The 24,007-nt window shown below is 66.1% G+C and carries 17 protein-coding genes and 2 pseudogenes; 9 read left to right on the top strand and 10 right to left on the bottom strand.

Annotated features, from left to right (window positions below; all coding sequences use genetic code 11):
• Positions 1-79: 79 nt before the first annotated feature.
• Positions 80-1,159, bottom strand: coding sequence for an S-methyl-5-thioribose-1-phosphate isomerase (mtnA, locus tag V0R59_RS12560; protein WP_330077385.1), 1,080 nt, complete (start codon positions 1,157-1,159; stop codon positions 80-82).
• Positions 1,160-1,269: 110 nt separating this feature from the next.
• On the opposite strand from mtnA, the gene V0R59_RS12555 reads away from it, so the two are divergent.
• The 4 genes from V0R59_RS12555 to V0R59_RS12540 all read left to right on the top strand — a co-directional run bounded on the left by V0R59_RS12555 (position 1,270) and on the right by V0R59_RS12540 (position 4,853).
• The gene (locus tag V0R59_RS12555; protein WP_330077384.1) at positions 1,270-2,601 is read left to right on the top strand and encodes a TRZ/ATZ family hydrolase; all 1,332 of its coding nucleotides are present in this window, start codon (positions 1,270-1,272) and stop codon (positions 2,599-2,601) included.
• A 55-nt stretch (positions 2,602-2,656) separates the two neighbouring features.
• Positions 2,657-3,355 (top strand): bifunctional 2-polyprenyl-6-hydroxyphenol methylase/3-demethylubiquinol 3-O-methyltransferase UbiG, encoded by a 699-nt coding sequence (gene ubiG, locus V0R59_RS12550; RefSeq protein WP_042122517.1) that lies wholly within the window; start codon positions 2,657-2,659, stop codon positions 3,353-3,355.
• A 2-nt stretch (positions 3,356-3,357) separates the two neighbouring features.
• Positions 3,358-4,029 (top strand): N-acetylmuramic acid 6-phosphate phosphatase MupP, encoded by a 672-nt coding sequence (gene mupP, locus V0R59_RS12545; protein ID WP_330077383.1) that lies wholly within the window; start codon positions 3,358-3,360, stop codon positions 4,027-4,029.
• An 83-nt stretch (positions 4,030-4,112) separates the two neighbouring features.
• The gene (locus V0R59_RS12540) at positions 4,113-4,853 is read left to right on the top strand and encodes a YciK family oxidoreductase (RefSeq protein ID WP_330077382.1); all 741 of its coding nucleotides are present in this window, start codon (positions 4,113-4,115) and stop codon (positions 4,851-4,853) included.
• Here V0R59_RS12540 and V0R59_RS12535 read toward each other — a convergent pair.
• The 7 genes and pseudogenes from V0R59_RS12535 to V0R59_RS12505 form a co-directional block, all read right to left on the bottom strand.
• A pseudogene (locus V0R59_RS12535) lies at positions 4,840-5,535 on the bottom strand (TenA family transcriptional regulator); the annotation flags it as partial. The gene V0R59_RS12540 and the pseudogene V0R59_RS12535 sit on opposite strands and share 14 nt — an antisense overlap.
• A gap of 146 nt (positions 5,536-5,681) precedes the next feature.
• Positions 5,682-8,130 (bottom strand): annotated as a pseudogene (locus V0R59_RS12530) (EAL domain-containing protein).
• 101 nt (positions 8,131-8,231) lie between these two features.
• Positions 8,232-10,064, bottom strand: coding sequence for an ABC transporter ATP-binding protein (locus V0R59_RS12525; protein ID WP_330077381.1), 1,833 nt, complete (start codon positions 10,062-10,064; stop codon positions 8,232-8,234).
• The gene (locus V0R59_RS12520; RefSeq protein WP_330077380.1) at positions 10,057-10,689 is read right to left on the bottom strand and encodes a DsbA family protein; all 633 of its coding nucleotides are present in this window, start codon (positions 10,687-10,689) and stop codon (positions 10,057-10,059) included. The genes V0R59_RS12525 and V0R59_RS12520 overlap by 8 nt, the downstream gene beginning before the upstream one ends.
• A 3-nt stretch (positions 10,690-10,692) precedes the next feature.
• Positions 10,693-11,628, bottom strand: coding sequence for an oxygen-dependent tRNA uridine(34) hydroxylase TrhO (trhO, locus tag V0R59_RS12515; RefSeq protein WP_330077379.1), 936 nt, complete (start codon positions 11,626-11,628; stop codon positions 10,693-10,695).
• A gap of 114 nt (positions 11,629-11,742) precedes the next feature.
• Positions 11,743-12,042, bottom strand: a complete 300-nt coding sequence (locus V0R59_RS12510) for a BolA family protein (protein WP_330077378.1) — start codon at positions 12,040-12,042, stop codon at positions 11,743-11,745.
• Between the two features lie 12 nt (positions 12,043-12,054).
• On the bottom strand, positions 12,055-12,582 hold the full coding sequence (locus V0R59_RS12505) for a DUF2059 domain-containing protein (protein WP_330077377.1): 528 nt from the start codon (positions 12,580-12,582) through the stop codon (positions 12,055-12,057).
• A 162-nt stretch (positions 12,583-12,744) separates the two neighbouring features.
• Here V0R59_RS12505 and V0R59_RS12500 point away from each other — a divergent pair, with 162 nt between their 5' ends.
• A complete protein-coding gene (locus tag V0R59_RS12500) occupies positions 12,745-14,139 on the top strand; it encodes a class II fumarate hydratase (protein ID WP_330077376.1) in 1,395 nt (464 codons plus the stop codon).
• A 1-nt stretch (position 14,140) separates the two neighbouring features.
• Here V0R59_RS12500 and V0R59_RS12495 read toward each other — a convergent pair whose 3' ends face one another.
• Positions 14,141-15,097, bottom strand: coding sequence for a DMT family transporter (locus V0R59_RS12495; protein WP_330077375.1), 957 nt, complete (start codon positions 15,095-15,097; stop codon positions 14,141-14,143).
• Positions 15,098-15,408: 311 nt separating this feature from the next.
• Positions 15,409-16,899, bottom strand: coding sequence for a polyphosphate:AMP phosphotransferase (pap, locus tag V0R59_RS12490; RefSeq protein ID WP_330077374.1), 1,491 nt, complete (start codon positions 16,897-16,899; stop codon positions 15,409-15,411).
• Between the two features lie 125 nt (positions 16,900-17,024).
• Between pap and mnmC the strand changes: the two genes are divergently transcribed.
• The 4 genes from mnmC (at position 17,025) to V0R59_RS12470 (ending at position 23,993) form a co-directional block, all read left to right on the top strand.
• The gene (mnmC, locus tag V0R59_RS12485) at positions 17,025-19,013 is read left to right on the top strand and encodes a bifunctional tRNA (5-methylaminomethyl-2-thiouridine)(34)-methyltransferase MnmD/FAD-dependent 5-carboxymethylaminomethyl-2-thiouridine(34) oxidoreductase MnmC (protein ID WP_330077373.1); all 1,989 of its coding nucleotides are present in this window, start codon (positions 17,025-17,027) and stop codon (positions 19,011-19,013) included.
• A 244-nt stretch (positions 19,014-19,257) separates the two neighbouring features.
• Positions 19,258-21,045 (top strand): N-acetylglutaminylglutamine amidotransferase, encoded by a 1,788-nt coding sequence (locus V0R59_RS12480; protein ID WP_330077372.1) that lies wholly within the window; start codon positions 19,258-19,260, stop codon positions 21,043-21,045.
• 3 nt (positions 21,046-21,048) lie between these two features.
• Positions 21,049-22,794 carry an N-acetylglutaminylglutamine synthetase gene (ngg, locus tag V0R59_RS12475; protein ID WP_330077371.1) on the top strand — a complete coding sequence of 582 codons (1,746 nt, stop codon included), beginning with the start codon at positions 21,049-21,051 and terminating at the stop codon, positions 22,792-22,794.
• Between the two features lie 14 nt (positions 22,795-22,808).
• Entirely contained in the window at positions 22,809-23,993 is a 1,185-nt protein-coding gene (locus V0R59_RS12470; protein ID WP_330077370.1) for an osmoprotectant NAGGN system M42 family peptidase, read from the top strand.
• Positions 23,994-24,007 lie beyond the last annotated feature (14 nt).

The following is a 24,007-nucleotide window of genomic DNA, read 5'->3' as shown; positions in this document are numbered from 1 at the left end:
TCGCCGGGGGCATGGGAGTATGGCAAAGCGCCGCCTGGCGCGCGGGAAAACGGGCCCGGGAGGCCCGTCACGGAACGGTTCAATGCAGGCGCTTGCGGCACATCAACTGCGCCAGCTTGGCGGTGTCCGGCCGCTCGACGATGCCTTTCTCGGTCACGATCACGTCGATAAGGTCCGCCGGCGTCACGTCGAACACCGGATTGCAGGCCGACACCCCACTCGGCGCCACCCGGGTCCCGGCAACTTCCAGCAACTCATTGCCGTCGCGCTCCTCCAGGACGATCTCGTCGCCACTGGCCAGGCTCATGTCGATGGTCGAGCTCGGTGCCACCACCATGAAGCGCACGCCGTGGTGCATGGCGTTGACCGCCAGCTGGTAGGTGCCGATCTTGTTCGCCACGTCGCCGTTGGCGGTGATGCGGTCGGCACCAACGATGACCCAGGTGATGCCCTTGGTCTTCATCAGGTGCGCGGCGGCCGAATCGGCGTTGACACTCACCGGAATGCCCTCGTTGCCGAGCTCCCAGGCGGTCAACCGGGTTCCTTGCAGCCACGGCCGGGTCTCATCGACGTAGACATGCTCGATCATGCCGTCGAGCCAGGCGCCACGGATGACTCCCAACGCAGTACCGAAGCCACCGGTAGCCAGGGCGCCGGTGTTGCAGTGGGTGAGCACGGTCTGCTCGCTGCCCTGGTACTTGCGGATCAGTTCCATGCCCAACTGGGCCATGTTCAGGTTGGCCTCACGGTCGCTGTCATGGATCGCCAGGGCCTCGGCTTCCATCACCTGCGACGGATCGTCGCCCTCGCGCAGCCGTTGCAAGCGCTCGCGCATGCGATTCAGTGCCCAGGACAGGTTGACCCCGGTCGGCCGCGCCTCGCTCAGCACGCTGAAATCGGCCTCCAGCGCCGCGCGCCAGTCACCACCTTCGCCCAGGCGCTGACGCACCCCCAGCAGCAGCCCGTAGGCGGCGCTGATGCCGATGGCCGGGGCCCCGCGCACCACCATGGAGCGGATCGCCTCGGCGACACCGGCGGCATCGCGGTAAGCCAGCCAGGTTTCCTTGAGCGGCAACGCGCGCTGGTCGAGCAAGTAAAGAGTGCCATCACGCCAATCGATGGCTCTCACTTTCTCTGCAGCCAGAAGTCGATCGCGCATTGCCCCACCCCGTCATTCGGACATCAAAAACCGGCGATTATAACGAGCCCCAAGCGCGGACGCTCGGGTATACTTCGCCACCACCCCATGACCCAGGGAATTCCTTGTCCATGCCCAAGCACCCCGCCCCTCTCGACCTGCTGCTCCTGCCGACCTGGCTGGTGCCCGTCGAACCGGCCGGCGTAGTGTTCAAGGAGCATGCCCTGGGGATCCACGACGGGCGGATCGCCTTCATCGGCCCACGCAGCGAAGCCGCGCGTTTCGCCGCCAGCGAGGTCCGCGAACTGCCGGGCTGCCTGCTCGCGCCGGGACTGATCAACGCCCACGGCCATGCCGCGATGACCCTGTTCCGCGGCATGGCCGACGACCTGCCGCTGATGACCTGGCTGCAGGAGCACATCTGGCCCGCGGAAGGTCGCTGGGTCGACGAGGACTTCGTCCGCGACGGCACCAACCTGGCCATCGCCGAGCAGGTCAAGGGCGGCATCACCTGTTTCAGCGACATGTATTTTTACCCGAAGATCGCCAGCGAATGCGTGCACGATAGCGGCATCCGCGCGCAGATCTCCGTGCCCCTGCTGGATTTCCCGATTCCCGGCGCACGCAGCTTCGACGAGGGCCTGCATGTGGCCGTCGAGCTGTTCGGCGACCTGCGCCATCACCCCCGCATCAGCGTCGCCCTCGGCCCCCACGCGCCCTACACGGTCAACGATGAGAACCTGGAGAAGGTGCGGGTGGTGGCCGACGAGCTGGACGCGCCAGTGCACATGCATGTCCACGAGACGGCCGGGGAAGTCCGCGACGCCCTCGACCAGCACGGCGAGCGCCCGCTGCAGCGCCTGGCCCGCATCGGCCTGCTCGGCCCGCGCCTGCAAGCGGTGCACATGACCCAGGTCAGCGATGACGACCTGGCCTTGCTGGTAGAAAGCAACACCAGCGTGGTGCACTGCCCCGAATCCAATCTCAAGCTGGCCAGCGGCTTCTGCCCGGTAGAGCGTCTGTGGCAGGCCGGGGTCAACGTCGCCGTGGGCACCGATGGCGCCGCCAGCAACAACGACCTGGACCTGCTCGGCGAAACCCGCACCGCCGCCCTGCTGGCGAAAGCCGTGGCCGGCTCGGCCAGCGCCCTGGACGCCCACCGCGCGCTGCGCATGGCCACCCTGAACGGCGCGCGGGCCCTGGGCCTGGAAGACATCACCGGCTCGCTGGAAATCGGCAAGGCCGCCGACCTGGTCGCCTTCGACCTCAGCGGCCTGGCCCAGCAACCGATCTACGATCCGGTGTCGCAATTGATCTACGCCAGCGGCCGCGACTGCGTGAAGCATGTCTGGGTCGCCGGCAAGGCCCTGCTGGACGAGCGTCGCCTGACCCGCCTCGACGAGCAGGCCGTGCATGCCGCCGCCGTGGCCTGGGGCCAGCGTATTGCCGGACACACCGAATGACCTGCCGGCAGCCGTGCTGCCGCACCGAATTTTCACAGCTTCAGAGGATTGTTCAATGAGCAACGTCGACCACGCCGAAATCGCCAAGTTCGAGGCCCTGGCCCATCGCTGGTGGGACCGCGAGAGCGAATTCAAGCCACTGCACGACATCAACCCGCTGCGGGTCAACTGGATCGACGAGCGGGTCAAGCTGGCCGGCAAGAAAGTCCTCGACGTCGGCTGCGGTGGCGGCATCCTCAGCGAGGCCATGGCCCTGCGCGGCGCCACCGTGACCGGCATCGACATGGGCGAGGCACCGCTGGCGGTGGCCCAGTTGCACCAGCTGGAATCCGGGGTCAACGTCGAGTACCGGCAGATCACCGCCGAAGCCCTGGCCGAGGAGATGCCCGAGCAGTTCGACGTGGTCACCTGCCTGGAGATGCTCGAACACGTCCCGGACCCGTCCTCGGTGATCCGCGCCTGCTTCCGCATGGTCAAGCCCGGCGGCCAGGTGTTCTTCTCCACCATCAACCGCAACCCGAAGGCCTACCTGTTCGCCATCATCGGTGCGGAATACATCATGAAGCTGCTGCCCCGCGGCACCCATGACTTCAAGAAATTCATCCGCCCTTCCGAGCTCGGCGCCTGGAGCCGCGCGGCGGGCCTGAGCGTCAAGGACATCATCGGACTGACCTACAACCCGCTGACCAAGCACTACAAGCTGGCCGCCGACGTTGACGTCAACTACATGATCCAGACCCTGCGCGAGGAATGAACATGCGTTTGCGAGCAGTACTTTTCGACATGGACGGCACCCTGCTCGACACGGCGCCGGACTTCATCGCCATCTGCCAGGCCATGCGCGCCGACCGCGGCCTGCCGCCGGTCGCCGACAAGGCCGTGCGCGACGTGATCTCCGGTGGCGCCCGGGCGATGGTTGCGGCCACCTTCGAGATGGACCCCGAATCCCCTGAGTTCGAAGCGCTGCGCCTGGAATTCCTCGAGCGCTACCAGCGCGACTGCGCGGTGCATAGCAAGCTGTTCGACGGCATGGAAGAGCTGCTGCAGGACATCGAGCGCGGCAAGCTGCTGTGGGGCGTGGTCACCAACAAGCCGGTGCGCTTCGCCGAGCCGATCATGCAGCGCCTGGGCCTGGCCGAGCGTTCCTCGCTGCTGATCTGCCCGGACCACGTGAAAAACAGCAAGCCCGATCCCGAGCCGCTGATCCTCGCCTGCAAGACTCTCGACCTGGACCCTGCCAGCGTGCTGTTCGTCGGCGACGACCTGCGCGACATCGAGTCCGGCCGCGATGCCGGCACCCGCACGGCGGCGGTGCGCTATGGCTATATTCATCCAGAGGACAACCCCAACAACTGGGGTGCGGACGTCGTGGTCGACCATCCGCTGGAGCTGCGCAAGGTGCTCGACAGCGCCCTCTGCGGCTGCTGACCACGCATCCACTGGCCATGCCGGGTCGGCCTCAGCGCCGGCCCGCTGGCGCTTGAAGCCAATTCCTTTTCGAGGCAATCCTCATGTTCGATTACTCCGCCCGTCCCGACCTGCTCAAGGGCCGGGTCATCATGGTCACCGGCGCCGGTCGCGGAATCGGCGCGGCGGCGGCCAGGAGCTTCGCCGCCCATGGTGCCACCGTCCTGCTGCTGGGCAAGACCGAAGCCAACCTGACCGCGGTATATGACGAGATCGAAGCCGCCGGCCATCCGCAACCGGTGGTGATCCCGTTCAACCTGGAAACCGCCCTGCCGCACCAGTACGACGAACTGGCGGTAATGGTGGAAAACGCCTTCGGCCGCCTCGACGGCCTGCTGCACAACGCCTCGATCATCGGCCCGCGCACGCCGCTGGAGCAGCTTAGCGGCGACAACTTCATGCGCGTCATGCACATCAACGTCAACGCCATGTTCATGCTGACCCAGACCCTGCTGCCGCTGCTCAAGCTGTCGGAAGACGCCTCGGTGGTGTTCACCTCCAGCAGCGTCGGGCGCAAGGGCCGCGCCTACTGGGGTGCCTACGGCGTGTCGAAGTTCGCCACCGAGGGCCTGATGCAGACCCTGGCGGACGAACTGGAAGACGTTGCCCCGGTGCGGGCCAACAGCGTCAACCCGGGCGCCACCCGCACCAGCATGCGCGCCCAGGCGTATCCTGCGGAAAACCCGCAGGACAACCCGCTGCCCGAGGCCATCATGCCGGTCTACCTCTACCTGATGGGCCCGGACAGCACCGGGGTCAACGGTCAGGCATTCAACGCCCAGTAAGCCCCTGCGCCAGGGCGCCGCGCAGGCGCGAGCCCTGGTGCGACTCCTGCTGTTCCAGCTGCATGCAGCGTTCGAGGAACAGGAACATGTAGTCGTAGCTCTTGCAGATCGCCCGCTTCAGCTCGGCCTGCAAGGCCTTGGCCGGACTGTTGCCGGCCAGGGTGCAGATGATCTCCAGCGCCTCCCACGGGTGGGCATCGTCGTACTGGGCGTGCATCTTCAGCCACTTCATCGCCCGCTTGCGGCCTTCCTCGGGGAAGCCCTGGGCGTAGGTGTCGGTGGAACAGACCACCGCCGACCATTCCCCCACCGCCCCTTCGATCGCATAGTTGGTCGCCGCCATGGCCACCACCAGCGAGTCCTGGCTGCAGCTGTGCCAGCACCAGTCGCTCAATGCCTGCAATTCCGACGGCACGTCCTGTGCCTGCAGGTCGTCGAGGCTGACGCCATGGGCTTCGCACCAGTGCACCCAGTAGTCGGCATGGTTGAGTTCGACGCGGATGTTGCGCATCAGCCAACGGCGCGCCATGTCCTCGCCGGGGTGACGGGCGTAGCGGGTCTTGGTGAGGTTTTGCGCCATGTAGACGGAGAATTGCTCGACCACCGGCCAACCACCCACCAAATACTGGTGCATGGTGCGACCGCTGACCAGCCCGTCGCGCAGGCGCTGGTAGAACTCGTGCTCAACGACGCGGCGCTTGCTCGCGCTGCATTCCTGGATCAGGCGTTGAGCCCAGAGGGGGTAACTGGTGGCGTCCATCAATGGACCAGTCCGGGTAAATGCGTCAATCACTGTCAGCTCCTTGTCCTTGTGATCTGGAAAGAGCGTCAGCGAAGCGTCCCCGGCGATCCGAACAGCAATGGCCTGGCGGCGTCGCGCTGACGCTGAAGGCTGGCACAGGAGAAGACCTGGGGCCGCTCGATCAGGAAACCCTGGGCGTAGTCGACACCGATCTCCTGCAAGGCCTGCTCGATCAACGGCGTCTCGACAAACTCGGCGATGGTGCGCGTGGCCAATATGGTTGATCACCTGGACCATCGCCCGGTTAATCGGGTCGTCGAGCATATCCTTGACGAAACTTCCGTCGATCTTCAGGAAGTCTACAGGCAAATGTTTCAGATACGCGAACGACGACATTCCGGCGCAGAAATCGTCAAGGGAGAACTTACAACCCAATCCTTTCAATTCGTTGATAAAACGAATGGCACTCCCGAGATTGGCAATCGCGCTGGTCTCGGTTATTTCGAAACAGATCAATTCAGGCGGAATACCGTGCTCGCTGAACTGCCGGCGCAGGTAGTCGAGAAACTTGTCGTCACCGATGCTATTGCCCGACAGGTTGATCGAGCACATCGCCAGCGGGCCCTCGGCACCCTCGTCCAGGCATTGGCGGATCACCGCGAAGACACTGCGCACCACCCAGCGATCGAGGGCCGTGATCAGGCCGAAGCGCTCGGCGGCGGGGATGAAGCTGTCGGGAAGAATGATCCGCCCGCTTTCGTCGTGCAGGCGCAGGAGGATTTCCAGGTGCCCGCCTCCCCGTTCCTCGGGGTCGAGGGCGGCGATCTCCTGGGCATAAAGGCAGAAGCGGTTTTCTTCCAGGGCGATATGCAGGCGCTGGATCCAGGCCATCTCGCCGAAACGCACCGACAGCTCAGTGTCGTCGGCCTGGTACAGCTGCACCCGGTTGCGACCCTTCTCCTTGGCCATGTAGCAGGCCATGTCGGCGGCGCGCAGTGCACCTTCCAGTGAGTCGGGCGCCTGGTCAAGGTGCACCAGGCCGATACTCACCGTGTTCACGAACGGCCGCCCCTTCCACACGAAGTGCAGGCTCTGCACCTCCTGGCGCAGGTTCTCGGCGATGCGCTCGGCCTGCTCCGGCGGGCAGTCGAGCAACAGCACGCCGAACTCGTCGCCTCCCAGCCGGGCCAGCACGTCACCCTCGCGCAGTGCCGATTGCAACACCGCACAGATATGCCGCAAAAGCTCGTCGCCGGCGGCGTGGCCACTGGTGTCGTTGACCAGCTTGAACTGGTCGAGGTCGAGGAACATCAGCGAATGTCGGCCCTGCTGCCGGGCCAGGCCATTCAGCGCCTGCTCCAGGCGGTATTCGAACTCGCGACGGTTGGACAGGCCGGTCAGGGCATCGTGGGTCGCCTGCCAGGACAGGTTGGCGATGTACTGGCGCTCCTGGGTCATGTCATGCAGCACCAGCACGGTGCCGCTGACCTGCCCTTCGGTGATGATCGGCGCGCCGACCAGCGCCACCGACACAGTGCTGCCATCCAGGCGCTGGATCAGCCGCACATGCTCAGTGCCTCCACGCAGGGCGCCGTTGAGGATGTGTTCGGTGAGGGTCAGGCTGTCCTTCTCGGCGTTGTCGTCGAGCAGGCTGAACAGCGCCGCCAGTGGCAGGCCCTGGGCGTGCAGGGCATCCCAGTGGGTCAGCTGTTCGGCGGCGGCGTTCATGTAGACGATGCAGCCGTCGACATCGGTGGTGATCACCCCGTCGCCAATGGAAGCCAGGGTGATCTGCGCCCGGTCCTTTTCCACCTGCAAGGCGCTGGCGAAGGCCTGGCGCTGGGCCAGCAGCTTGCTCGAACGCAGCCAGGCCAGGGCGATAAGGAAGATCGCGGTGGCCAGGTTGGTCAGCAGCAACAGGCGCAGGAGCATCCGCGAGCCCTCGCCGAGGGCATCGCTGAAGGCCCGCGCGGCCGGAGTCACGTTGTCGTTGATCGAGACAATGCGGCGCTTCCACTCGGCCAGGTCGCGGGGCGTGGCGCGGTTGCCGGCGATACCGGCATGGATCTCGTCGGCCAGGGTCGCCAGCTCCTGGAGGAAACTGTCGCCCACCTGCCAGCGGCTGATGGCCTTCTGCAGGTAACTGACATGGCGGAAATTGAGATAGAACCAGATCACGCTGGCGACATCGTCCGGGTGATTGCCACCGGCGAGAATGCCCTGGCGCGCGGCTTCCAGGTCCGGCGGGTCGAGGTCGAGGGCCAGGCGCAGGCGATGGCTGCCCTCGGGGATGGCGATGGCCTCGCGGTACTTGCGAAAGTTCTCTTCGTCGCGGTTGTCGACGTACAGGCTCAGGTAGTAGATCGCGTCCTTCTGGCCCTTGGACCACAGGCTTTCCCCACCCACGTAGGCGCGCATCGCCGACATCGCGTACAGGCTCATGCCGCCGAGCAGCGCCTGAAACAGCACCACGGCAATAAATGGCCAGATGATCCCCAGGAGCCTGGGCGTTTCGAGCGTCCGTTTTCCCTTCATGAAGTCCCTTGCAACTGCACCGGTGAGCTACCTCACTCTGTTCCGATACAGACTAGGCCATTTGCCTTCATGCGGATAAGTGATTTCTCACAATAGTGGCATCAGCTCTGCTGCAAGTGCCCATACAACTTTGCGTACAAACCACCTTCGGCGATCAGTTGCTGGTGCCCGCCATCCTCGGCGACATGCCCACCATCGAACACCAGCACCCGATCGGCCTGCTTCACCGCCGACAGGCGGTGGGCGATGATCAGCGTGGTGCGGGCACTGAGGAAGCGCGCCAGGGCGTGGTGCAGGTTGTATTCGGTCGCGGCGTCGAGGGCCGAGGTGGCCTCGTCGAGGATCACTACCTTGGGCTTGGCCAGGACCATCCGGGCGATCGCCAGGCGCTGGCGCTGGCCGCCGGACAGGCGCACGCCGGAACGCCCGACCACGCTGTCCAGGCCTTGCGGCAAGGCAGCGATGGTCTCGTCGAGCTGGGCGATGGCCAGGGCCTGCCAGCACTCCTCGTCCGTGCAGTCGCGGCCCATGGTCAGGTTGGCGCGCACGGTATCGTTGAACAGCGAGGGATGTTGCAGCACCACCGCGACGTTTTCCCGCAGGGTTTCCAGGCCGATTTCCTGGAGCGTCGCGCCGCCGAAGCGGATGCTCCCGGCCTGGGCGCTGTACAGGCCGAGCAGCAGTTGCACCAGGGTGCTCTTGCCGCCGCCGCTGGCGCCGACGATGGCGACCTTCTCCCCGGGGGCGATGGACAGGTTCAACTGGTCCAGCACCGGTTCCTCGCCATAGCCGAAGCGCAGCCCGCGCACCTCGATGCCGACGGTGGCCTGGCCCTGGAACGGATCGGCGCCACCGGCGTACTGCGGTTCGTCGGCGCGCGCCAGCAGCTCGTTGATCCGGCTCAGCGCGCCGCCGGCCCCGTAGTAGGCGTATTGCAGGTTCAGCAACTGCTCCACCGGGCCGATCATGAACCACAGGTAGCTGAACACCGCGAGCATCTGCCCGACGCTGAGGTCGGAGAGCAGCACGGTGAGCATGGCCGCAGCGCGGAAAATATCGATGCCGAACTGGAACAGCAGGCCGCTGGCGCGGTTGCTGGCGTCGCTCTTCCACTGCGAGGCGACCGCATAGTTGCGTACCTCCTGGGCCCTCAGGCCGAGGCGGCCGAGGAAATAGCCCTGGCGGTTGCCAGCGCGGACTTCCTGGATCGCATCGAGGGTTTCCGCCAGCGCCTGGGTGAAACGCGAGGTGCTGTCGTTCTCCAGCTTCTTCAGGTGCTTGACCCGCTTGCCCAACTGCACCGTGGCAAAGATCACCAGCGGGTTGAACAGCAGGATCAGCAGCGCCAGTTGCCAGTGCATCCAGATCAGGATCGCCGCGGTGCCGGTCAGGGTCAGGATGGCCACGAGGAAGCGGCTGAGGGTTTCACCGACGAACTTGTCGACGGTGTCCAGGTCGGTCACCAGGTGGGTGGTGACGGTGCCGCTGCCGAGGCTTTCGTATTCGCTCAGGGAAATCCGCTTGAGGCGCTCGATCAGGCGGATGCGCAAGCGGTAGACGATGTCCTTGGCCAGGCCGGCGAACAGCCGCGCCTGGACCACGTTGAAGGCCAGCGCCGAACAGCGCAGCACCAGGGTCACCAGGAGCATCAGGCCGATATAGCCGGCCGCCACCTGCCAGTGCCCGGGAAGGAACTGGTTCATCCATTTCAGCGCGGTGTCGCCGTGCCCCAGCAACACCTCGTCCACCAGCAACGGCAGGAGCAAGGGAATCGGCACGCTGCACAGCGCCGCCAGCACGGCGACGCCGTTGGCGATCCACAGGGCTTTCTTGTGATGCAACGCCAGGCGGCGGATCTCCGCCCAGCTCAAGCGATCGGCAGACGCCGCCGCAGGCCCGGGAACCGGGTCCGGCGAGCCTGGCAGATCAAGCATACGCGGCGCGCTCCAGCCAGCGGCCGAGCAGGGATTCGAGGGATTCCATCGGCTGGTAGCCGTTGGTCAGCAGGGCCAGTTGGCCGTTGCGCTCGGCCAGCAGCGTGGGGAAGCCGGCGATGCCCAGGTCCTGGGCCCAGGTGAAGTCGGCGGCGGTGGCGCTGCGCTGCTCTTGGCTGGTGAAGGCTGTGGCGAAAGCGGCGCGATCGTACCCGCCCTGCTCGGCGAGGTTGACCAGCGTCGGCGCCAGGGTGACGTCCTCGGCGCGCTGGTAGAAAGCCTGCTGGATCAGCGCCAGCAAATTCCAGACCTTGTCGCCATCGAGGCTGCGCGCGGTAACCAGGGCACGGCAGGCCGGCTCGGTGTCGTAGACGAAACCGTCGGGCATGGCACCGTCGAACTGGAACGGCTGGCCGGTGGCCTCATTGACCGCCTGCCAGTGTTCGAGGATGTAGCGTCGGGTCGAGGCGTCCAGCGCCGAGCTGCCGGTACGCAAGCCGCCCACCACCAGGCGGGTGTCGACGCCCGCCTCCCGGGCCTGGGCGATCAGGGCCGCGGCCACCGGCGCGAACCCCCAGCACCAGGAACACATGGGGTCCATCACGTAGAGCAGGCGAGCGGTCATGCATCACACCTCGGCTTTGCGGTAGTTGAATCCGATCGGGTGTGGCTGGTTGCGGGCCTTGGCCAGTTCGATCTGCTTCTGCCGGTCGATGGCGCTGCGGCGGGTCTTCTCGCTCAGGCTGTCCCAGCAATGCGGGCAACTGATGCCTGGCGAATAGTGCTCCGAGGCCCGGTCCTCGACACTCACCGGATGGCGGCAGGCGTGACACTGGTCGTAGTCGCCTTCGCTGAGGTCATGACGCACGGTGACCCGGTTGTCGAAGACGAAGCAGTCGCCCTGCCACTTGCTCTGCTCCTGAGGCACCTCTTCCAGGTATTTCAGGATCCCGCCCTTAAGATGATAGACGGCTTCGAACCCCTCGCCGAGCATATAGCTGGAGGCTTTCTCGCAGCGGATGCCGCCGGTGCAGAACATGGCCACCTTCTTGTGCCGCGTCGGGTCGAAGTGGGCCTTGATGTAGTCGGGGAACTCGCGGAAGGAGGTGGTCTTCGGGTCGATGGCGCCCTCGAAGGTGCCGATGGCCACCTCGTAGTCGTTGCGGGTGTCGATCAGCAGCACTTCCGGGTCGTTGATCAGGGTGTTCCAGTCCTGCGGCTCGACGTAGGTGCCGACCTGCTTGTTCGGGTCCACGCCCGGCACGCCGAGGGTTACGATCTCTTTCTTCAGCTTGACCTTGGTGCGGTAGAACGGCTGCTCGTCGCAGTACGACTCTTTATGGTCGACATCCACCAGGCGCGGGTCGTTGCGCAACCAGGCCAGCAGGCCGTCGATGCCTTCGCGGCTGGCGGACACGGTGCCGTTGATGCCTTCCTCGGCCAGCAGCAGGGTGCCTTTGACGCCGTTGGCTTCCATGCAGGCCAGCAGCGGCTCGCGCAGTTCTACGTAGTCTTCGAGGGTGACGAACTTGTACAGCGCCGCCACGACGATGGATTGGGTCATGCTTGCAACTCTCCAGTGGTCACCCTCGCAAAGGGCGGACCGGGTCAGAAATACAAATAAAAACGCGCCGACAAGCGGCGCGGGTGCGGATTCTAGCAAAGCCTGACGATGAAATCAGTGCTTGCTGCCTCCGGCGCAGGTCGGGGACGCCGGCGCGATGCCGGTCTTTTCCCACTCCTGCGGGGTGTAGGTGTGCAGCGCCAGGGCATGGAACTGGCCCATCAGGTCGCCGAGGGTGGCGTAGACCTTCTGGTGGCGCTTGACGCTGTTCAGGCCTTCGAACTGTTCGCTGACCAGCACCGCCTTGTAGTGGGTTTCCACGCCGCGGCTGTGCATATGGCTTTCGTCCAGTACCTGCAGATGCGAGGGCGCCAGGGCGCCCAGGCTCTGTTCGATCTTCTGTTGCATCGACATCGGCGACTCCGCTTACGGCTTCTTGGCCGGCGCGGCGGCCTTGCCGGCGTTCGGGTCGAGTTCGTTGGTCATGTCGGCCAGCAGCTTGTTCACCACCGGCACCGCGCTTTCCAGCTTCTGCTGGGTCATCTGGGCGGATTGCTGGGTGACCACCGGCATCTTCTCCAGGACTTTCTTGCCCAGCGGCGACTGGTAGAAGGCCACCAGGTCTTTCAGCTCCTGCTCGCTGAAGGTGTTGGTGTACAGCTTGATCATGTCGGGCTTGAGCTTGTTCCAGCCGATGGCGTTGTCCAGCGCGGCGTTGGCCTTGGCCTGGTAGCTGTCGAGCACGGCTTTCTTCGAGGCTGGCGCCTTGGTCTGCTCGAAGCGCTGGGCGAACATCTGCTGAACCTGCATGTAGACCGGGGTTCCGAGCTTGTCGGCGTGCGCCAGGGTCAGAAACTTCTCTGCCGCAGCATCGTGGCTTGGACCAGCGGCGAACACCTGGCCGCTTGCGCAAACCAGGGCGACAGCCGTGCAAAGGGCGCGGAGACGGGTCATTGGAATTCCTTAAAAGAGTAAGTGAGTGTTTCCAGAGTAGAGCATTCTGCGCCGACGGCGACAGGCGCTCAATAGGGCGAGCGGGCTATGGAACCGACCTTTCGAATCGGCGCCTAAACTGTCTGGTCAAACCTGGCATCTTGCATAAGGAGTGGGTAGCACATGAGCCGCATCGAAACTGACAGCATCGGCCCGGTCGAAGTTCCGGACCAGGTCTACTGGGGCGCTCAGACGCAGCGTTCGCTGATCAACTTCGCCATCGGCAAGGAACGCATGCCGCTGGCGGTCCTGCACGCCCTGGCGCTGATCAAGAAAGCCGCCGCGCGGGTCAACGACCGCAACGGCGACCTGCCGGCGAATATCGCCCGGCTGATCGAACAGGCCGCCGACGAAGTGCTCGCCGGCGAGCACGACGACCAGTTCCCGCTGGTGGTCTGGCAGACCGGCAGCGGCACCCAGAGCAACATGAACGTCAACGAGGTGATCGCCGGGCGGGCCAACGAACTGGCCGGCAAGGGCCGCGGCGGCAAGGATCCGGTACACCCCAACGACCACGTCAACCGTTCGCAAAGCTCCAACGACTGCTTCCCCACCGCCATGCACATCGCCGCCGCCCAGGCCGTGCACGCCCAGTTGCTGCCAGCCATCGCCGAGCTGTCCTCGGGGCTGGCCGAGCTGTCGGCGCGGCATCTGCACCTGGTCAAGACCGGGCGCACGCACCTGATGGATGCCACGCCGATCACCTTCGGCCAGGAAGTCTCGGCCTGGGTCGCCCAGCTCGACTACGCCCAGCGCGCCATCCGCGCCTCGCTGCCCGCCGTGTGCGAGCTGGCCCAGGGCGGCACGGCGGTGGGCACGGGGCTGAACGCCCCCCACGGCTTCGCCGAGGCGATTGCCGCGGAGCTGGCAGCGTTGTCGGGGCTGCCGTTCGTCACCGCCCCGAACAAGTTCGCCGCCCTGGCCGGGCATGAACCGCTGACCAGCCTCGCCGGTGGCCTGAAGACCCTCGCCGTGGCCGTGATGAAGATCGCCAACGACCTGCGCCTGCTCGGCTCCGGGCCGCGCGCGGGCCTGGCCGAGGTGCGCCTGCCGGCCAACGAGCCGGGTAGCTCGATCATGCCCGGCAAGGTCAACCCGACTCAGTGCGAGGCGTTGTCGATGCTGGCCTGCCAGGTGCTGGGCAACGACACCGCGATCAGCTTCGCGGCGAGCCAGGGGCACTTGCAGTTGAACGTGTTCAAGCCGGTGATCATCCACAACCTGCTGCAGTCCATCGAACTGCTTGCCGACGGCTGCCGCAACTTCCAGCAGCATTGCGTCGCCGGCATCGAGCCGGACCCGCAACAGATGGCCGCGCACCTGGAACGCGGGCTGATGCTGGTGACCGCGTTGAACCCGCATATCGGCTACGACAAGGCGGCGGAAATCGCCAAGAAGGCCTACACCGAAGGCACCACCCTGCGCGAGGCGGCGCTGACCCTCGGCTACCTGACCGACGCCCAGTTCGACCAGTGGGTACGCCCCGAGCAGATGCTCGAAGCGGGTGGCAAGGGCTGAATCAACCGGCCAGGCGTGCGCGCCTGGCCTTCCAGCCGGCACTAAGGGATGGGCCCAGGGCGGTCAGCGCCGATCCCGAGACCACCACCAAGGCACCGATATAGCCCAGGTGGTTGATCTGCTCGGCGCTGACGAAGTCCGGCCACAGCCAGGCGGCCAGCGCCACGGTGACGAAAGTCACCAGCGGGGTGATGGCCAGGGTCGCGCTGACCCGCGAGGCCTCCCAGTGCGCCAGCGCCTCGGCGAAGGCGCCATAGGCCACCAGGGTGTTCAGGCAGCAGGCGAACAGCAGCCAGCCTTGCAGCGCGCTCAATTGCAGCACTTCCAGCGGATGCGCCCAGGGTGTCAGCAGCAAGGCGCAGGACAGGTAGATCACCATCATCACCTGCATCGAGTTCCACACCGTCAGCAGCTGCTTCTGGCCGAGGGCGTAGAACACCCACACCGTCGACGCCAGGAGAATCACCAGCACGCCGGTGGTGTAGGCCCCCAGCGAGGTGAGCAATTCTTCCAGGCGCTGGTTGAAGAACAACCCGAAACCCACCAGCAGCAAGGCCAGGCCAAAGCCCTGGGTCAGGCTGAAGCGCTCCTTGAACACCAGCACGCTGCCCACCAGCAACAGCACCGGGCCGATCTGCACCACCAGTTGCGCGGTGCCGGGGCTGACCAGCTTGAGGCCGACCAGGTAGAGCACGTAGTTGCCCGTCAGGCCGAGGATGCACAGCGCCACCAGCCCCTTGCCGCGCCGGCCCAGCACGGTGAAGGACGGCAAGCGGCGGCTTGCCGCCAGCCAGGCGAACAGCAGGCCGCCGGAGACCAGCAGGCGATACCAGGTGACGGTGACCGGGTCCATGACCTGCAGCACCTGCTTCAGCTTGACCGGCAGGATGCCCCAGAGCACGGCGGTGGACAGCGCGAGGAACAACCCGTACGCCCAGCGTCCGGAGGTGGTATGCATGATGGCCTCGATATTCCCGGGGTGGTGGATGGCATGAGTCTAGGCTCTGTACGAAATGCATCCGAGCTCGCCCATGCTGCGTTAAAAACAGGCTCGGAATGCTCATTTACACCAGTAAACTCCGCTTCCTCGCCTGTTTTTGCCTTGCCTGGCCTTCGCTCGAATACATTTCGTACAGACCCTAGGGAGCAACAGCGGGATTACACAGTGACAGTTGGGGAAATAACTGTGCTGGTCTGGGGAGGACATGGAGCTGTGTATCGAAGCCTGAAACGACGCGGTCGGTGTGCACCGACCGCGTCGTCCGGGGATTATTTCTTGTGCTTGCGGAACGCCGCCTCCAGCGCGTCGTTGATGGTGCGCAAGACCTTCACCCGCGCCCAGCGCTTGTCATTGGCCTCCACCAGGGTCCACGGCGAGATCTCGGTGCTGGTGCGGTCGACCATGTCGCCCACCGCCTGGGCATAGGCATCCCACTTGTCGCGGTTGCGCCAGTCTTCCTCGGTGATCTTGAAGCGCTTGAACGGAATCTCCTCGCGCTCCTGGAAACGCTCCAGCTGGGTCTGCTGGTCGATCGCCAGCCAGAACTTGACCACCACCACCCCGGCATTGCTCAGCTGTTCCTCGAAATCGTTGATCTCGCCGTAGGCGCGCATCCAGTCGGCCGGCGTGCAGAAGCCCTCGACCCGCTCCACCAGCACCCGGCCATACCAGGAACGGTCGAACACGGTGAACTTGCCGCGCTCCGGAATATGCCGCCAGAACCGCCACAGGTACGGCTGGGCCCGCTCTTCCTCGGTCGGCGCGGCGATCGGCACGATGCGGTACTGGCGCGGGTCGAGCGCCGCCGCCACGCGACGGATCGCCCCGCCCTTGCCCGCGGCGTCGTTGCCTTCGAACACCGCCACCAGCGCGTGGTGCTTCATGCGCTTGTCGCGCAGCAGGCCGGCCAGGCGCGCCTGCTCGCTGACCAGTTGCTTCTCGTAGTCGTGCTTGTCCAGGTGGACACTGAGGTCGAGGGCCTGCAGCAGGCTGAGCTGGTCGATGCTTTCGCCCAGCGGCGCGATCGGCGTCGGCGCCTTGATGCTCTTGGCCTTGAGGGCGTTCTGCAGGCCTTCGAGAAGGATCTTGCCCACCGCCAGGCTGCGGTAGTACGGGTCGACGCCCTCGATCACATGCCAGGGTGCATAGTCGCGGCTGGTGCGGCGCAGCACCCGCTCGCCGAAGCGCACGAAGCGGTCGTAGGTCTCCGACTGCTCCCAGTCCAGCGGGCTGATACGCCAGCGGTGCACCGGATCTTTCTTCAGGGCCTTGAGGCGGGTCTTCATCTGTTTCTTGGACAGGTGGAACCAGAACTTGAAGATCAGCGCGCCTTCGTCGCAGAGCATCTGCTCCAGGCGCTCGGCGCCGCTGATGGCCTGGTCCAGCACCGCATCCTTGAAATGGCCGTGGACCCGCCCCTGGAGCATCTGGCTGTACCAGTTGCCGAAGAACACACCCATGCGCCCCTTGGCCGGCAATGCCCGCCAGTAGCGCCAGGCCGGCGGATGGGCGAGTTCCTCGTCGCTCTGCTGGTCGAAGGTGCGCACTTCGATCAGCCGTGGGTCCATCCATTCGTTCAGCAGCTTGACGGTCTCGCCCTTGCCGGCGCCCTCGATGCCGTTGATCAGCACGATCACCGGGAAGCGCGCCTGCTGCTTGAGTTCGAACTGGGCTTCAAGCAGCGCCTCGCGCAGGGCGGGCACTTCAGCTTCGTAGGTTTCTTTGTCGATCGAGTGACCGATTTCAGCGGATTCGAACATACCAGGCTCCCTTCTTGGATAAGCAAGACTAGCGGATTGCCATTGGTTTTGTCCGGCTTGCGCCAGATCAAACGGCGCTGCGGCGATCGGCTAGAATGTGCGATCCGCTGTTGCCGAGCCCCTCCATGACCGACACCCCTGCCCCACGCCATGCCCAGATCGACTGGGACGAACTGGGCCGCCCTTATTCGCGGCAGTACGACGACATCTATTTCTCCAAGGACCAGAGCCTGGAGGAAACCGCCCATGTGTTCATCGAGCAGAACGACCTGCGCCAGCGCTTCAGCGCGCTGGCCCCGGGCGCGTGCCTGGTGATCGGTGAGACCGGCTTCGGCACCGGGCTGAATTTCCTCTGCGCCTGGCAGTTGTTCAACGCCTGCGCAGCGCCGGGCACGCGCCTGCATTTCATCAGCGCCGAGAAGTTTCCCCTGACCCGCGCCGACCTGACCCGCGCCCTGGCCCTGTGGCCCGAACTGGCCGCCCAGGGCAAGGCCCTGCTTGAGCAGTACGTGGCGGTGCACGAGGGCTACCAGCACTTTCTCTTCGACGACGGCCGGGTCAGCCTGACCCTGATGATCGGCGATGCCCGCGAACAGTTCGAGACACTCGACGGCCATATCGACGCCTGGTTCCTCGACGGCTTCGCCCCGGCGAAGAATCCGGACATGTGGACCCCGGAGCTGTTCGCCCAGCTCGGGCGCCTGTCGACAGCGCACACCACCCTCGGCACCTTCACCAGCACCGGCTGGGTACGCCGCGCGCTGATCGCGGTGGGCTTCAAGATGAAGCGCATCCCGGGCATCGGCAAGAAATGGGAGGTGCTGCGCGGTCGCTTCGAGGGCTGGCCCGCCGAACAGCCGCCACTGCCGCTCACCGAGCCGTGGTATCGACGCCCAGCCCCCGTCGAAGGCCCGCGCCATGCCCTGGTGATCGGTGCAGGCCTGGCCGGTTGCACCAGTGCCGCCAGCCTGGCCGCCCGTGGCTGGCAAGTCACCCTGCTGGAACGTCACGAACACGTCGCCGAGGAAGCCTCGGGTAACCCGCAGGGCGTGCTGTACCTCAAGCTATCGGCCCACGGAACTGTGCTGTCGCGCCTGATCGTCAGCGGTTTCGGCCACACCCGGCGCCTGCTCCAGCGCCTGCAGCGGGGCAGCGACTGGGACGATTGCGGGGTGCTGCAACTGGCCTTCGACGCCAAGGAAGACCAGCGCCAGGCCCAGCTGGCCGGGGCCTTCAGCAAGGAACTGGTACAGCGCCTAGATCGCCAGCAGGCCGAAACCGTGGCCGGGGTGACCCTGCCCAGCGGCGGGCTGTTCTATCCGGAGGGCGGCTGGGTGCATCCGCCGGCGCTGTGCCGATGGCAGGCGGGCCAGGCGAATGTGCGCCTGCTCAGCCACCATGAAGTGCTGCAACTGCGCCGGATCGATGGCCAGTGGCAGGCCCTCGACGGCGAGCGGGTGCTGGCCGCAGCGCCCGTCGTCGTGCTGGCTGGCGCCGCTGAGATCCGCCGCTTCGAAGGCTGCGCGGGGTTGCCGCTCAAGCGTATCCGCGGGCAGATCACCCGCCTGCCTGTAACAGCGGCGAGCCAGGCCTTGCAGACCGTGGTCTGTGCCGACGGCTACGTGGCGCCGCCACGGCATGGCGAACACACCCTTGGCGCCAGTTTCGATTTCCATGCCACCGGGCTGGAGCCGACGGTGGAGGAACACCGCAGCAACCTCGACCTGCTGCGGGAGATTTCCCCGGATCTGGCCGAGCGCCTGGCTGTCGATCACCTCGATCCACAGCACCTGCAAGGTCGCGCGGCGTTTCGCTGTACCAGCCCGGATTACCTGCCGCTGGTGGGGCCGGTGGCGGATGCTGCGCTGTTCGCCGAGACCTATGCCGCGCTGGCCAGGAATGCGCGGCAGGTGCCCAATGCGCCGTGCCCGTGGCTGGACGGGCTGTACGTCAACAGCGGGCATGGCTCGCGCGGGTTGATCACCGCGCCGTTGTGCGGCGAACTGGTGGCGGCCTGGATCAATGGCGATGCCTTGCCGGTACCGCAGGAGATGGCCCAGGCCTGTCACCCCAATCGCTTCATGTTGCGCGAGCTCAAGCGCGGCAAAGCCTGAGAACAACGCGGACCCTGTGGGAGCGGGTTCACCGGAACGCCGGACCGCCGCGATGACGTCAGTGAATCCACCATCGCAATCGCGGGTGAACCCGCTCCCACAGGGTCCGCGTAGAACCTTCATGATCTGAACGCCTTTCCTGGCTTATTCCATATCGATCTAAAACTCCAGCAATCCCCACCGGTCAGTTCCTGAGTGCCCCCTGTTCGGGCACCTTCCCCAACGGCAAAACCGGTAAGGACCTATGTGCGGATTAGCTGGAGAGTTTCGTTTCACCCCTGTAGCCACCCCATCGCGCCCGGCGGATCTCGCCGCGGTCGAGAGGATCACCCACCACCTGGCCCCTCGCGGCCCCGATGCCTGGGGCTTTTTCAGCCAGGGCCCGATCGCCCTCGGCCATCGTCGCCTGAAGATCATGGACCTGTCCGACGCCTCGGCGCAGCCCATGGTCGACAACCAGCTGGGCCTGGCCCTGGCCTTCAATGGCGCCATCTACAACTACCCGGAACTGCGCCGCGAGCTGAAAGACCTCGGCTATACCTTCCATTCCATGGGCGACACCGAAGTCCTGCTCAAGGGCTATCACGCCTGGGGCGAGCAACTGCTGCCGCGCCTCAACGGCATGTTCGCCCTGGCCATCTGGGAGCGTGACAAGCAGCAACTGTTCCTCGCCCGCGACCGTCTCGGCGTCAAGCCGTTGTACCTGTCGCGCACCAACGAGCGCCTGCGCTTCGCCTCGACCCTGCCCGCCCTGCTGCAAGGCGGCGATATCGACCCGGTACTCGATCCGGTGGCGCTCAACCACTACCTTAATTTCCACGCCGTGGTGCCCGCGCCACGCACCCTGCTGGCCAACATCGAGAAGCTGCCGCCGGCCACCTGGATGCGCATCGACGCCCAGGGCCGCGCCGAGCAGCAGCAATGGTGGAGCCTGCACTACGGCCCTCACACCGATGAGCAGGACCTGACCCTGGAAGACTGGCGCGACCGCGTCCTCGACAGCACCCGCCAGGCCGTGGCCATCCGCCAGCGCGCGGCCGTGGACGTCGGCGTGCTGCTGTCCGGCGGCGTCGACTCCAGCCTGCTGGTCGGCCTGCTGCGGGAAGTCGGCGTCGACGACCTGTCGACCTTCTCCATCGGCTTCGAGGATGCCGGCGGCGAACGCGGCGACGAGTTCCAGTACTCCGACCTGATCGCCAGGCACTACGGCACCCGCCACCACCAGTTGCGCATCGACGAGCGCGAGATCATCACCCAGCTGCCGGCAGCATTCCGCGCCATGAGCGAGCCGATGGTCAGCCACGACTGCATCGCCTTCTACCTGCTGTCGCGGGAAGTGGCCAAGCATTGCAAGGTGGTACAGAGCGGCCAGGGTGCCGACGAGCTGTTCGCCGGCTACCACTGGTACCCGCAGGTGGACGGCGCCGCCGACCCGGTGGCGGCCTACCGCGCGGCGTTCTTCGACCGCAGCCATGCCGAGTACCGCGACACCGTGCAACTGCCCTGGCTGCTGGAGCACGACGCCGCCGGCGACTTCGTCCGCCAGCACTTCGCCGAGCACGGCGCCCGCGACGCGGTGGACAAGGCCCTGCGCCTGGACAGCACGGTGATGCTGGTGGACGACCCGGTGAAGCGGGTCGACAACATGACCATGGCCTGGGGCCTGGAAGCCCGCACGCCGTTCCTCGACTACCGCCTGGTGGAGCTGTCGGCACGCATCCCGGCGCGTTTCAAGCTGCCGGACGGCGGCAAGCAGGTGCTCAAGGAAGCGGCCCGCCTGGTAATTCCCAGCGAGGTGATCGACCGCAAGAAAGGCTATTTCCCGGTGCCCGGCCTCAAGCACCTGCAAGGCGCGACCCTGGACTGGGTACGCGACCTGCTGCTGGACCCGAGCCAGGATCGCGGGCTGTTCAACCCGGCGATGCTCGACCGCCTGCTCAGCGACCCGCATGGCCAGCTGACCCCGCTGCGCGGCTCGAAGCTCTGGCAACTGGCAGCCCTCAACCTGTGGCTCAGCGAGCAAGGAATCTGACTGATGAAAGCCCACGCAACCGCTTACGGCCAGCGCCTGCTGCGCGGCCAGGTGCCGTCCTACGAACGTCTGCAGGCGCGCCTGGCCGGTGAAGGCAACGAGCCCAGCGACCAGCCCCGTGCCCTGCACTGCGGCTGGGGCCGGCTGCTGATCGGGCACACCTGGGCGGAACCGGCACAACTGGCCGCCGCGCTGCTGGAAGAAAGCCCCGGTGAACGGGATATCGCCCTGTACGTGGCGGCGCCGCAACAGGTACTGGCCCATGCCCCGCAACAGCTGTTCCTCGACCCCTCGGACACCCTGCGCCTGTGGTTCAGCGACTACCGCCCGGCCAGCCGGGTGTTTCGCGGCTTCCGCATCCGCCGCGCGCAGAACGACGAGGACTGGCAAGCGATCAACACCCTGTACCAGACCCGCGGCATGCTGCCGGTGAATACCGCCCTGCTCACCCCGCGTCACCTGGGCGGGCCGGTGTACTGGCTGGCCGAGGACGAGGACAGCGGCGCGGTGATCGGCAGCGTCATGGGCCTCAACCACCACAAGGCCTTCGACGACCCGGAACTGGGCAGCAGCCTGTGGTGCCTGGCGGTGGATCCCAACACCACCCGGCCCGGTGTCGGCGAGGTGCTGGTGCGCCACCTGATCGAGCACTTCATGAGTCGCGGCCTCAGCCACCTCGATCTCTCGGTGCTGCACGACAACCGCCAGGCCAAGCGCCTCTACGCCAAGCTGGGGTTCCGCACCCTGCCGACCTTCGCGGTCAAGCGCAAGAACGGCATCAACCAGCCGCTGTTCCTCGGCCCGGGCCCTGAAGCCGGGCTCAATCCCTACGCGCGGATCATCGTCGAGGAGGCCTACCGCCGCGGCATCGACGTGCAGGTGGATAACGCCGATGCCGGCCTGTTCACCCTCAACCACGGTGGCCGCCGGGTGCGCTGCCGCGAGTCCTTGAGCGACCTGACCAGCGCGGTGAGCATGACCCTGTGCCAGGACAAGCAACTGACCCACCGCACCCTTGCCGCCGCCGGCCTGCGCCTGCCAGCGCAGCAACTTGCGGGCGAGACCGACGACAACCTGGCCTTCCTCGAAGAACACGGCGCCGTGGTGGTCAAGCCGGTGGACGGCGAACAGGGCAACGGCGTGGCGGTCAACCTGAGCACGCCGGAGGAACTCGAACAGGCCATCCAGCAGGCCCGCCGTTTCGACAGCCGGGTCCTGCTGGAAAGCTTCCACCAGGGCCTCGACCTGCGCATCGTGGTAATCGGTTTCGAGGTGGTCGCTGCGGCGATCCGCCATCCCGCCGAAATAGTCGGCGACGGCCTGCACCGCATCGAACAGTTGATCGAGGCCCAAAGCCGTCGGCGCCAGGCCGCCACTGGCGGCGAAAGCCGCATCCCGCGGGACGACGAGACCCTGCGCACGGTCCAGGCCGCCGGCTTCGACTACGCCAGCGTGCTGCCGGCCGGGCAGCGCCTGGCCGTGCGCCGTACCGCCAACCTGCACACCGGTGGCTGCCTGGAAGATGTCACCGCGCGCCTGCACCCGGTGCTGGCCGAGGCCGCGGTCCAGGCGGCCCGCGCCCTGGATATCCCGGTGGTCGGCCTGGACCTGATGGTCCGCGCCGCCGACCAGCCGGAGTACGTATTCATCGAAGCCAACGAACGGGCCGGCCTGGCCAACCATGAGCCGCAACCCGTTGCCGAACGCTTCGTCGACCTGCTGTTCCCCCACAGCCGGCCGACGCAATGATCAGAGGAGTCCCCATGTCCGCCCCCCTACCCGAACCGGACCTGAACTACCTGCAGAAAGTCCTCCTGGAAATGCTGGCGATCCCCAGCCCCACCGGGTTCACCGACACCATCGTGCGCTATGTCGCCGAGCGCCTGGAAGAACTGGGCATCCCCTTCGAACTGACCCGCCGCGGCACCATCCGCGCCACGCTCAAGGGCCGGCGCAACTCTCCCGACCGCGCCGTTTCCGCCCACCTCGACACCATCGGCGCCAGCGTGCGCTGCCTGCAGGACAACGGCCGCCTCGGCCTGGCGGCGGTGGGTTGCTGGTCGAGCCGCTTCGCCGAAGGCAGCCGGGTCAGCGTGTTCACCGACAACGGCGTGCTGCGCGGCAGCGTGTTGCCGCTGATGGCCAGCGGGCACGCCTTCAACACCGCCATCGACCAGATGCCGGTGAGCTGGGAACACATCGAGGTACGCCTGGACGCCTACTGCGCGACCCGCGCCGATTGCGAGTCGCTGGGCATCAACGTGGGGGATTTCGTCGCCTTCGATCCGCTGCCGGAATTCACCGAAAGCGGCCATATCAGCGCCCGGCACCTGGACGACAAGGCCGGGGTCGCCGCCCTGCTGGCGGCGCTCAAGGCGGTGGTGGAAAGCGGCCAGCAGCCGCAGATCGATTGCCATCCACTGTTCACCATCACCGAGGAAACCGGCTCCGGCGCGGCCGGCGCACTGCCCTGGGATGTCAGCGAGTTCGTCGGCATCGATATCGCCCCGGTGGCGCCCGGGCAGCAGTCCAGCGAGCATGCGGTGAGCGTGGCGATGCAGGACTCGTCGGGGCCCTACGACTATCACCTGTCGCGGCATCTGCTGAAGCTGGCCGGCGAACACAACCTGCCGGTTCGCCGCGACCTGTTCCGCTATTACTTCAGCGATGCGCATTCGGCAATCACGGCCGGGCACGATATCCGCACCGCGCTGCTGGCCTTCGGCTGCGATGCGACCCATGGCTACGAGCGGACCCATATCGACAGCCTGGCGGCGTTGAGCCGACTGCTGGGCGCTTACCTGCTGAGCCCGCCGGTGTTCGCGGCGGATTCGCATCCGGCGGGGAGTTCGCTGGAGCGGTTCAGTCACCAGCTGGAACACGATGCGCAGATGGAAAGCGAGACGCGGGTGCCGGCAGTGGATGAGGTGCTTGGCCGCAGGGATTGATCGTGAGGACACCT

The organism is Pseudomonas ulcerans (assembly GCF_036324125.1).
Classification (GTDB): domain Bacteria; phylum Pseudomonadota; class Gammaproteobacteria; order Pseudomonadales; family Pseudomonadaceae; genus Aquipseudomonas; species Aquipseudomonas ulcerans.
Note: the sequence above shows the minus strand (reverse complement) of the source record. Positions and strands in the feature narration are given on the sequence as shown.

What these genes read in the sequence shown, in the direction of transcription:
- mtnA (WP_330077385.1), bottom strand. Translation starts at nt 1,159, where the DNA reads ATGCGCGATCGACTTCTGGCTGCAGAGAAAGTGAGAGCCATCGATTGG.
- V0R59_RS12555 (WP_330077384.1), top strand. Translation starts at nt 1,270, where the DNA reads ATGCCCAAGCACCCCGCCCCTCTCGACCTGCTGCTCCTGCCGACCTGG.
- ubiG (WP_042122517.1), top strand. Translation starts at nt 2,657, where the DNA reads ATGAGCAACGTCGACCACGCCGAAATCGCCAAGTTCGAGGCCCTGGCC.
- mupP (WP_330077383.1), top strand. Translation starts at nt 3,358, where the DNA reads ATGCGTTTGCGAGCAGTACTTTTCGACATGGACGGCACCCTGCTCGAC.
- V0R59_RS12540 (WP_330077382.1), top strand. Translation starts at nt 4,113, where the DNA reads ATGTTCGATTACTCCGCCCGTCCCGACCTGCTCAAGGGCCGGGTCATC.
- V0R59_RS12525 (WP_330077381.1), bottom strand. Translation starts at nt 10,064, where the DNA reads ATGCTTGATCTGCCAGGCTCGCCGGACCCGGTTCCCGGGCCTGCGGCG.
- V0R59_RS12520 (WP_330077380.1), bottom strand. Translation starts at nt 10,689, where the DNA reads ATGACCGCTCGCCTGCTCTACGTGATGGACCCCATGTGTTCCTGGTGC.
- trhO (WP_330077379.1), bottom strand. Translation starts at nt 11,628, where the DNA reads ATGACCCAATCCATCGTCGTGGCGGCGCTGTACAAGTTCGTCACCCTC.
- V0R59_RS12510 (WP_330077378.1), bottom strand. Translation starts at nt 12,042, where the DNA reads ATGTCGATGCAACAGAAGATCGAACAGAGCCTGGGCGCCCTGGCGCCC.
- V0R59_RS12505 (WP_330077377.1), bottom strand. Translation starts at nt 12,582, where the DNA reads ATGACCCGTCTCCGCGCCCTTTGCACGGCTGTCGCCCTGGTTTGCGCA.
- V0R59_RS12500 (WP_330077376.1), top strand. Translation starts at nt 12,745, where the DNA reads ATGAGCCGCATCGAAACTGACAGCATCGGCCCGGTCGAAGTTCCGGAC.
- V0R59_RS12495 (WP_330077375.1), bottom strand. Translation starts at nt 15,097, where the DNA reads ATGCATACCACCTCCGGACGCTGGGCGTACGGGTTGTTCCTCGCGCTG.
- pap (WP_330077374.1), bottom strand. Translation starts at nt 16,899, where the DNA reads ATGTTCGAATCCGCTGAAATCGGTCACTCGATCGACAAAGAAACCTAC.
- mnmC (WP_330077373.1), top strand. Translation starts at nt 17,025, where the DNA reads ATGACCGACACCCCTGCCCCACGCCATGCCCAGATCGACTGGGACGAA.
- V0R59_RS12480 (WP_330077372.1), top strand. Translation starts at nt 19,258, where the DNA reads ATGTGCGGATTAGCTGGAGAGTTTCGTTTCACCCCTGTAGCCACCCCA.
- ngg (WP_330077371.1), top strand. Translation starts at nt 21,049, where the DNA reads ATGAAAGCCCACGCAACCGCTTACGGCCAGCGCCTGCTGCGCGGCCAG.
- V0R59_RS12470 (WP_330077370.1), top strand. Translation starts at nt 22,809, where the DNA reads ATGTCCGCCCCCCTACCCGAACCGGACCTGAACTACCTGCAGAAAGTC.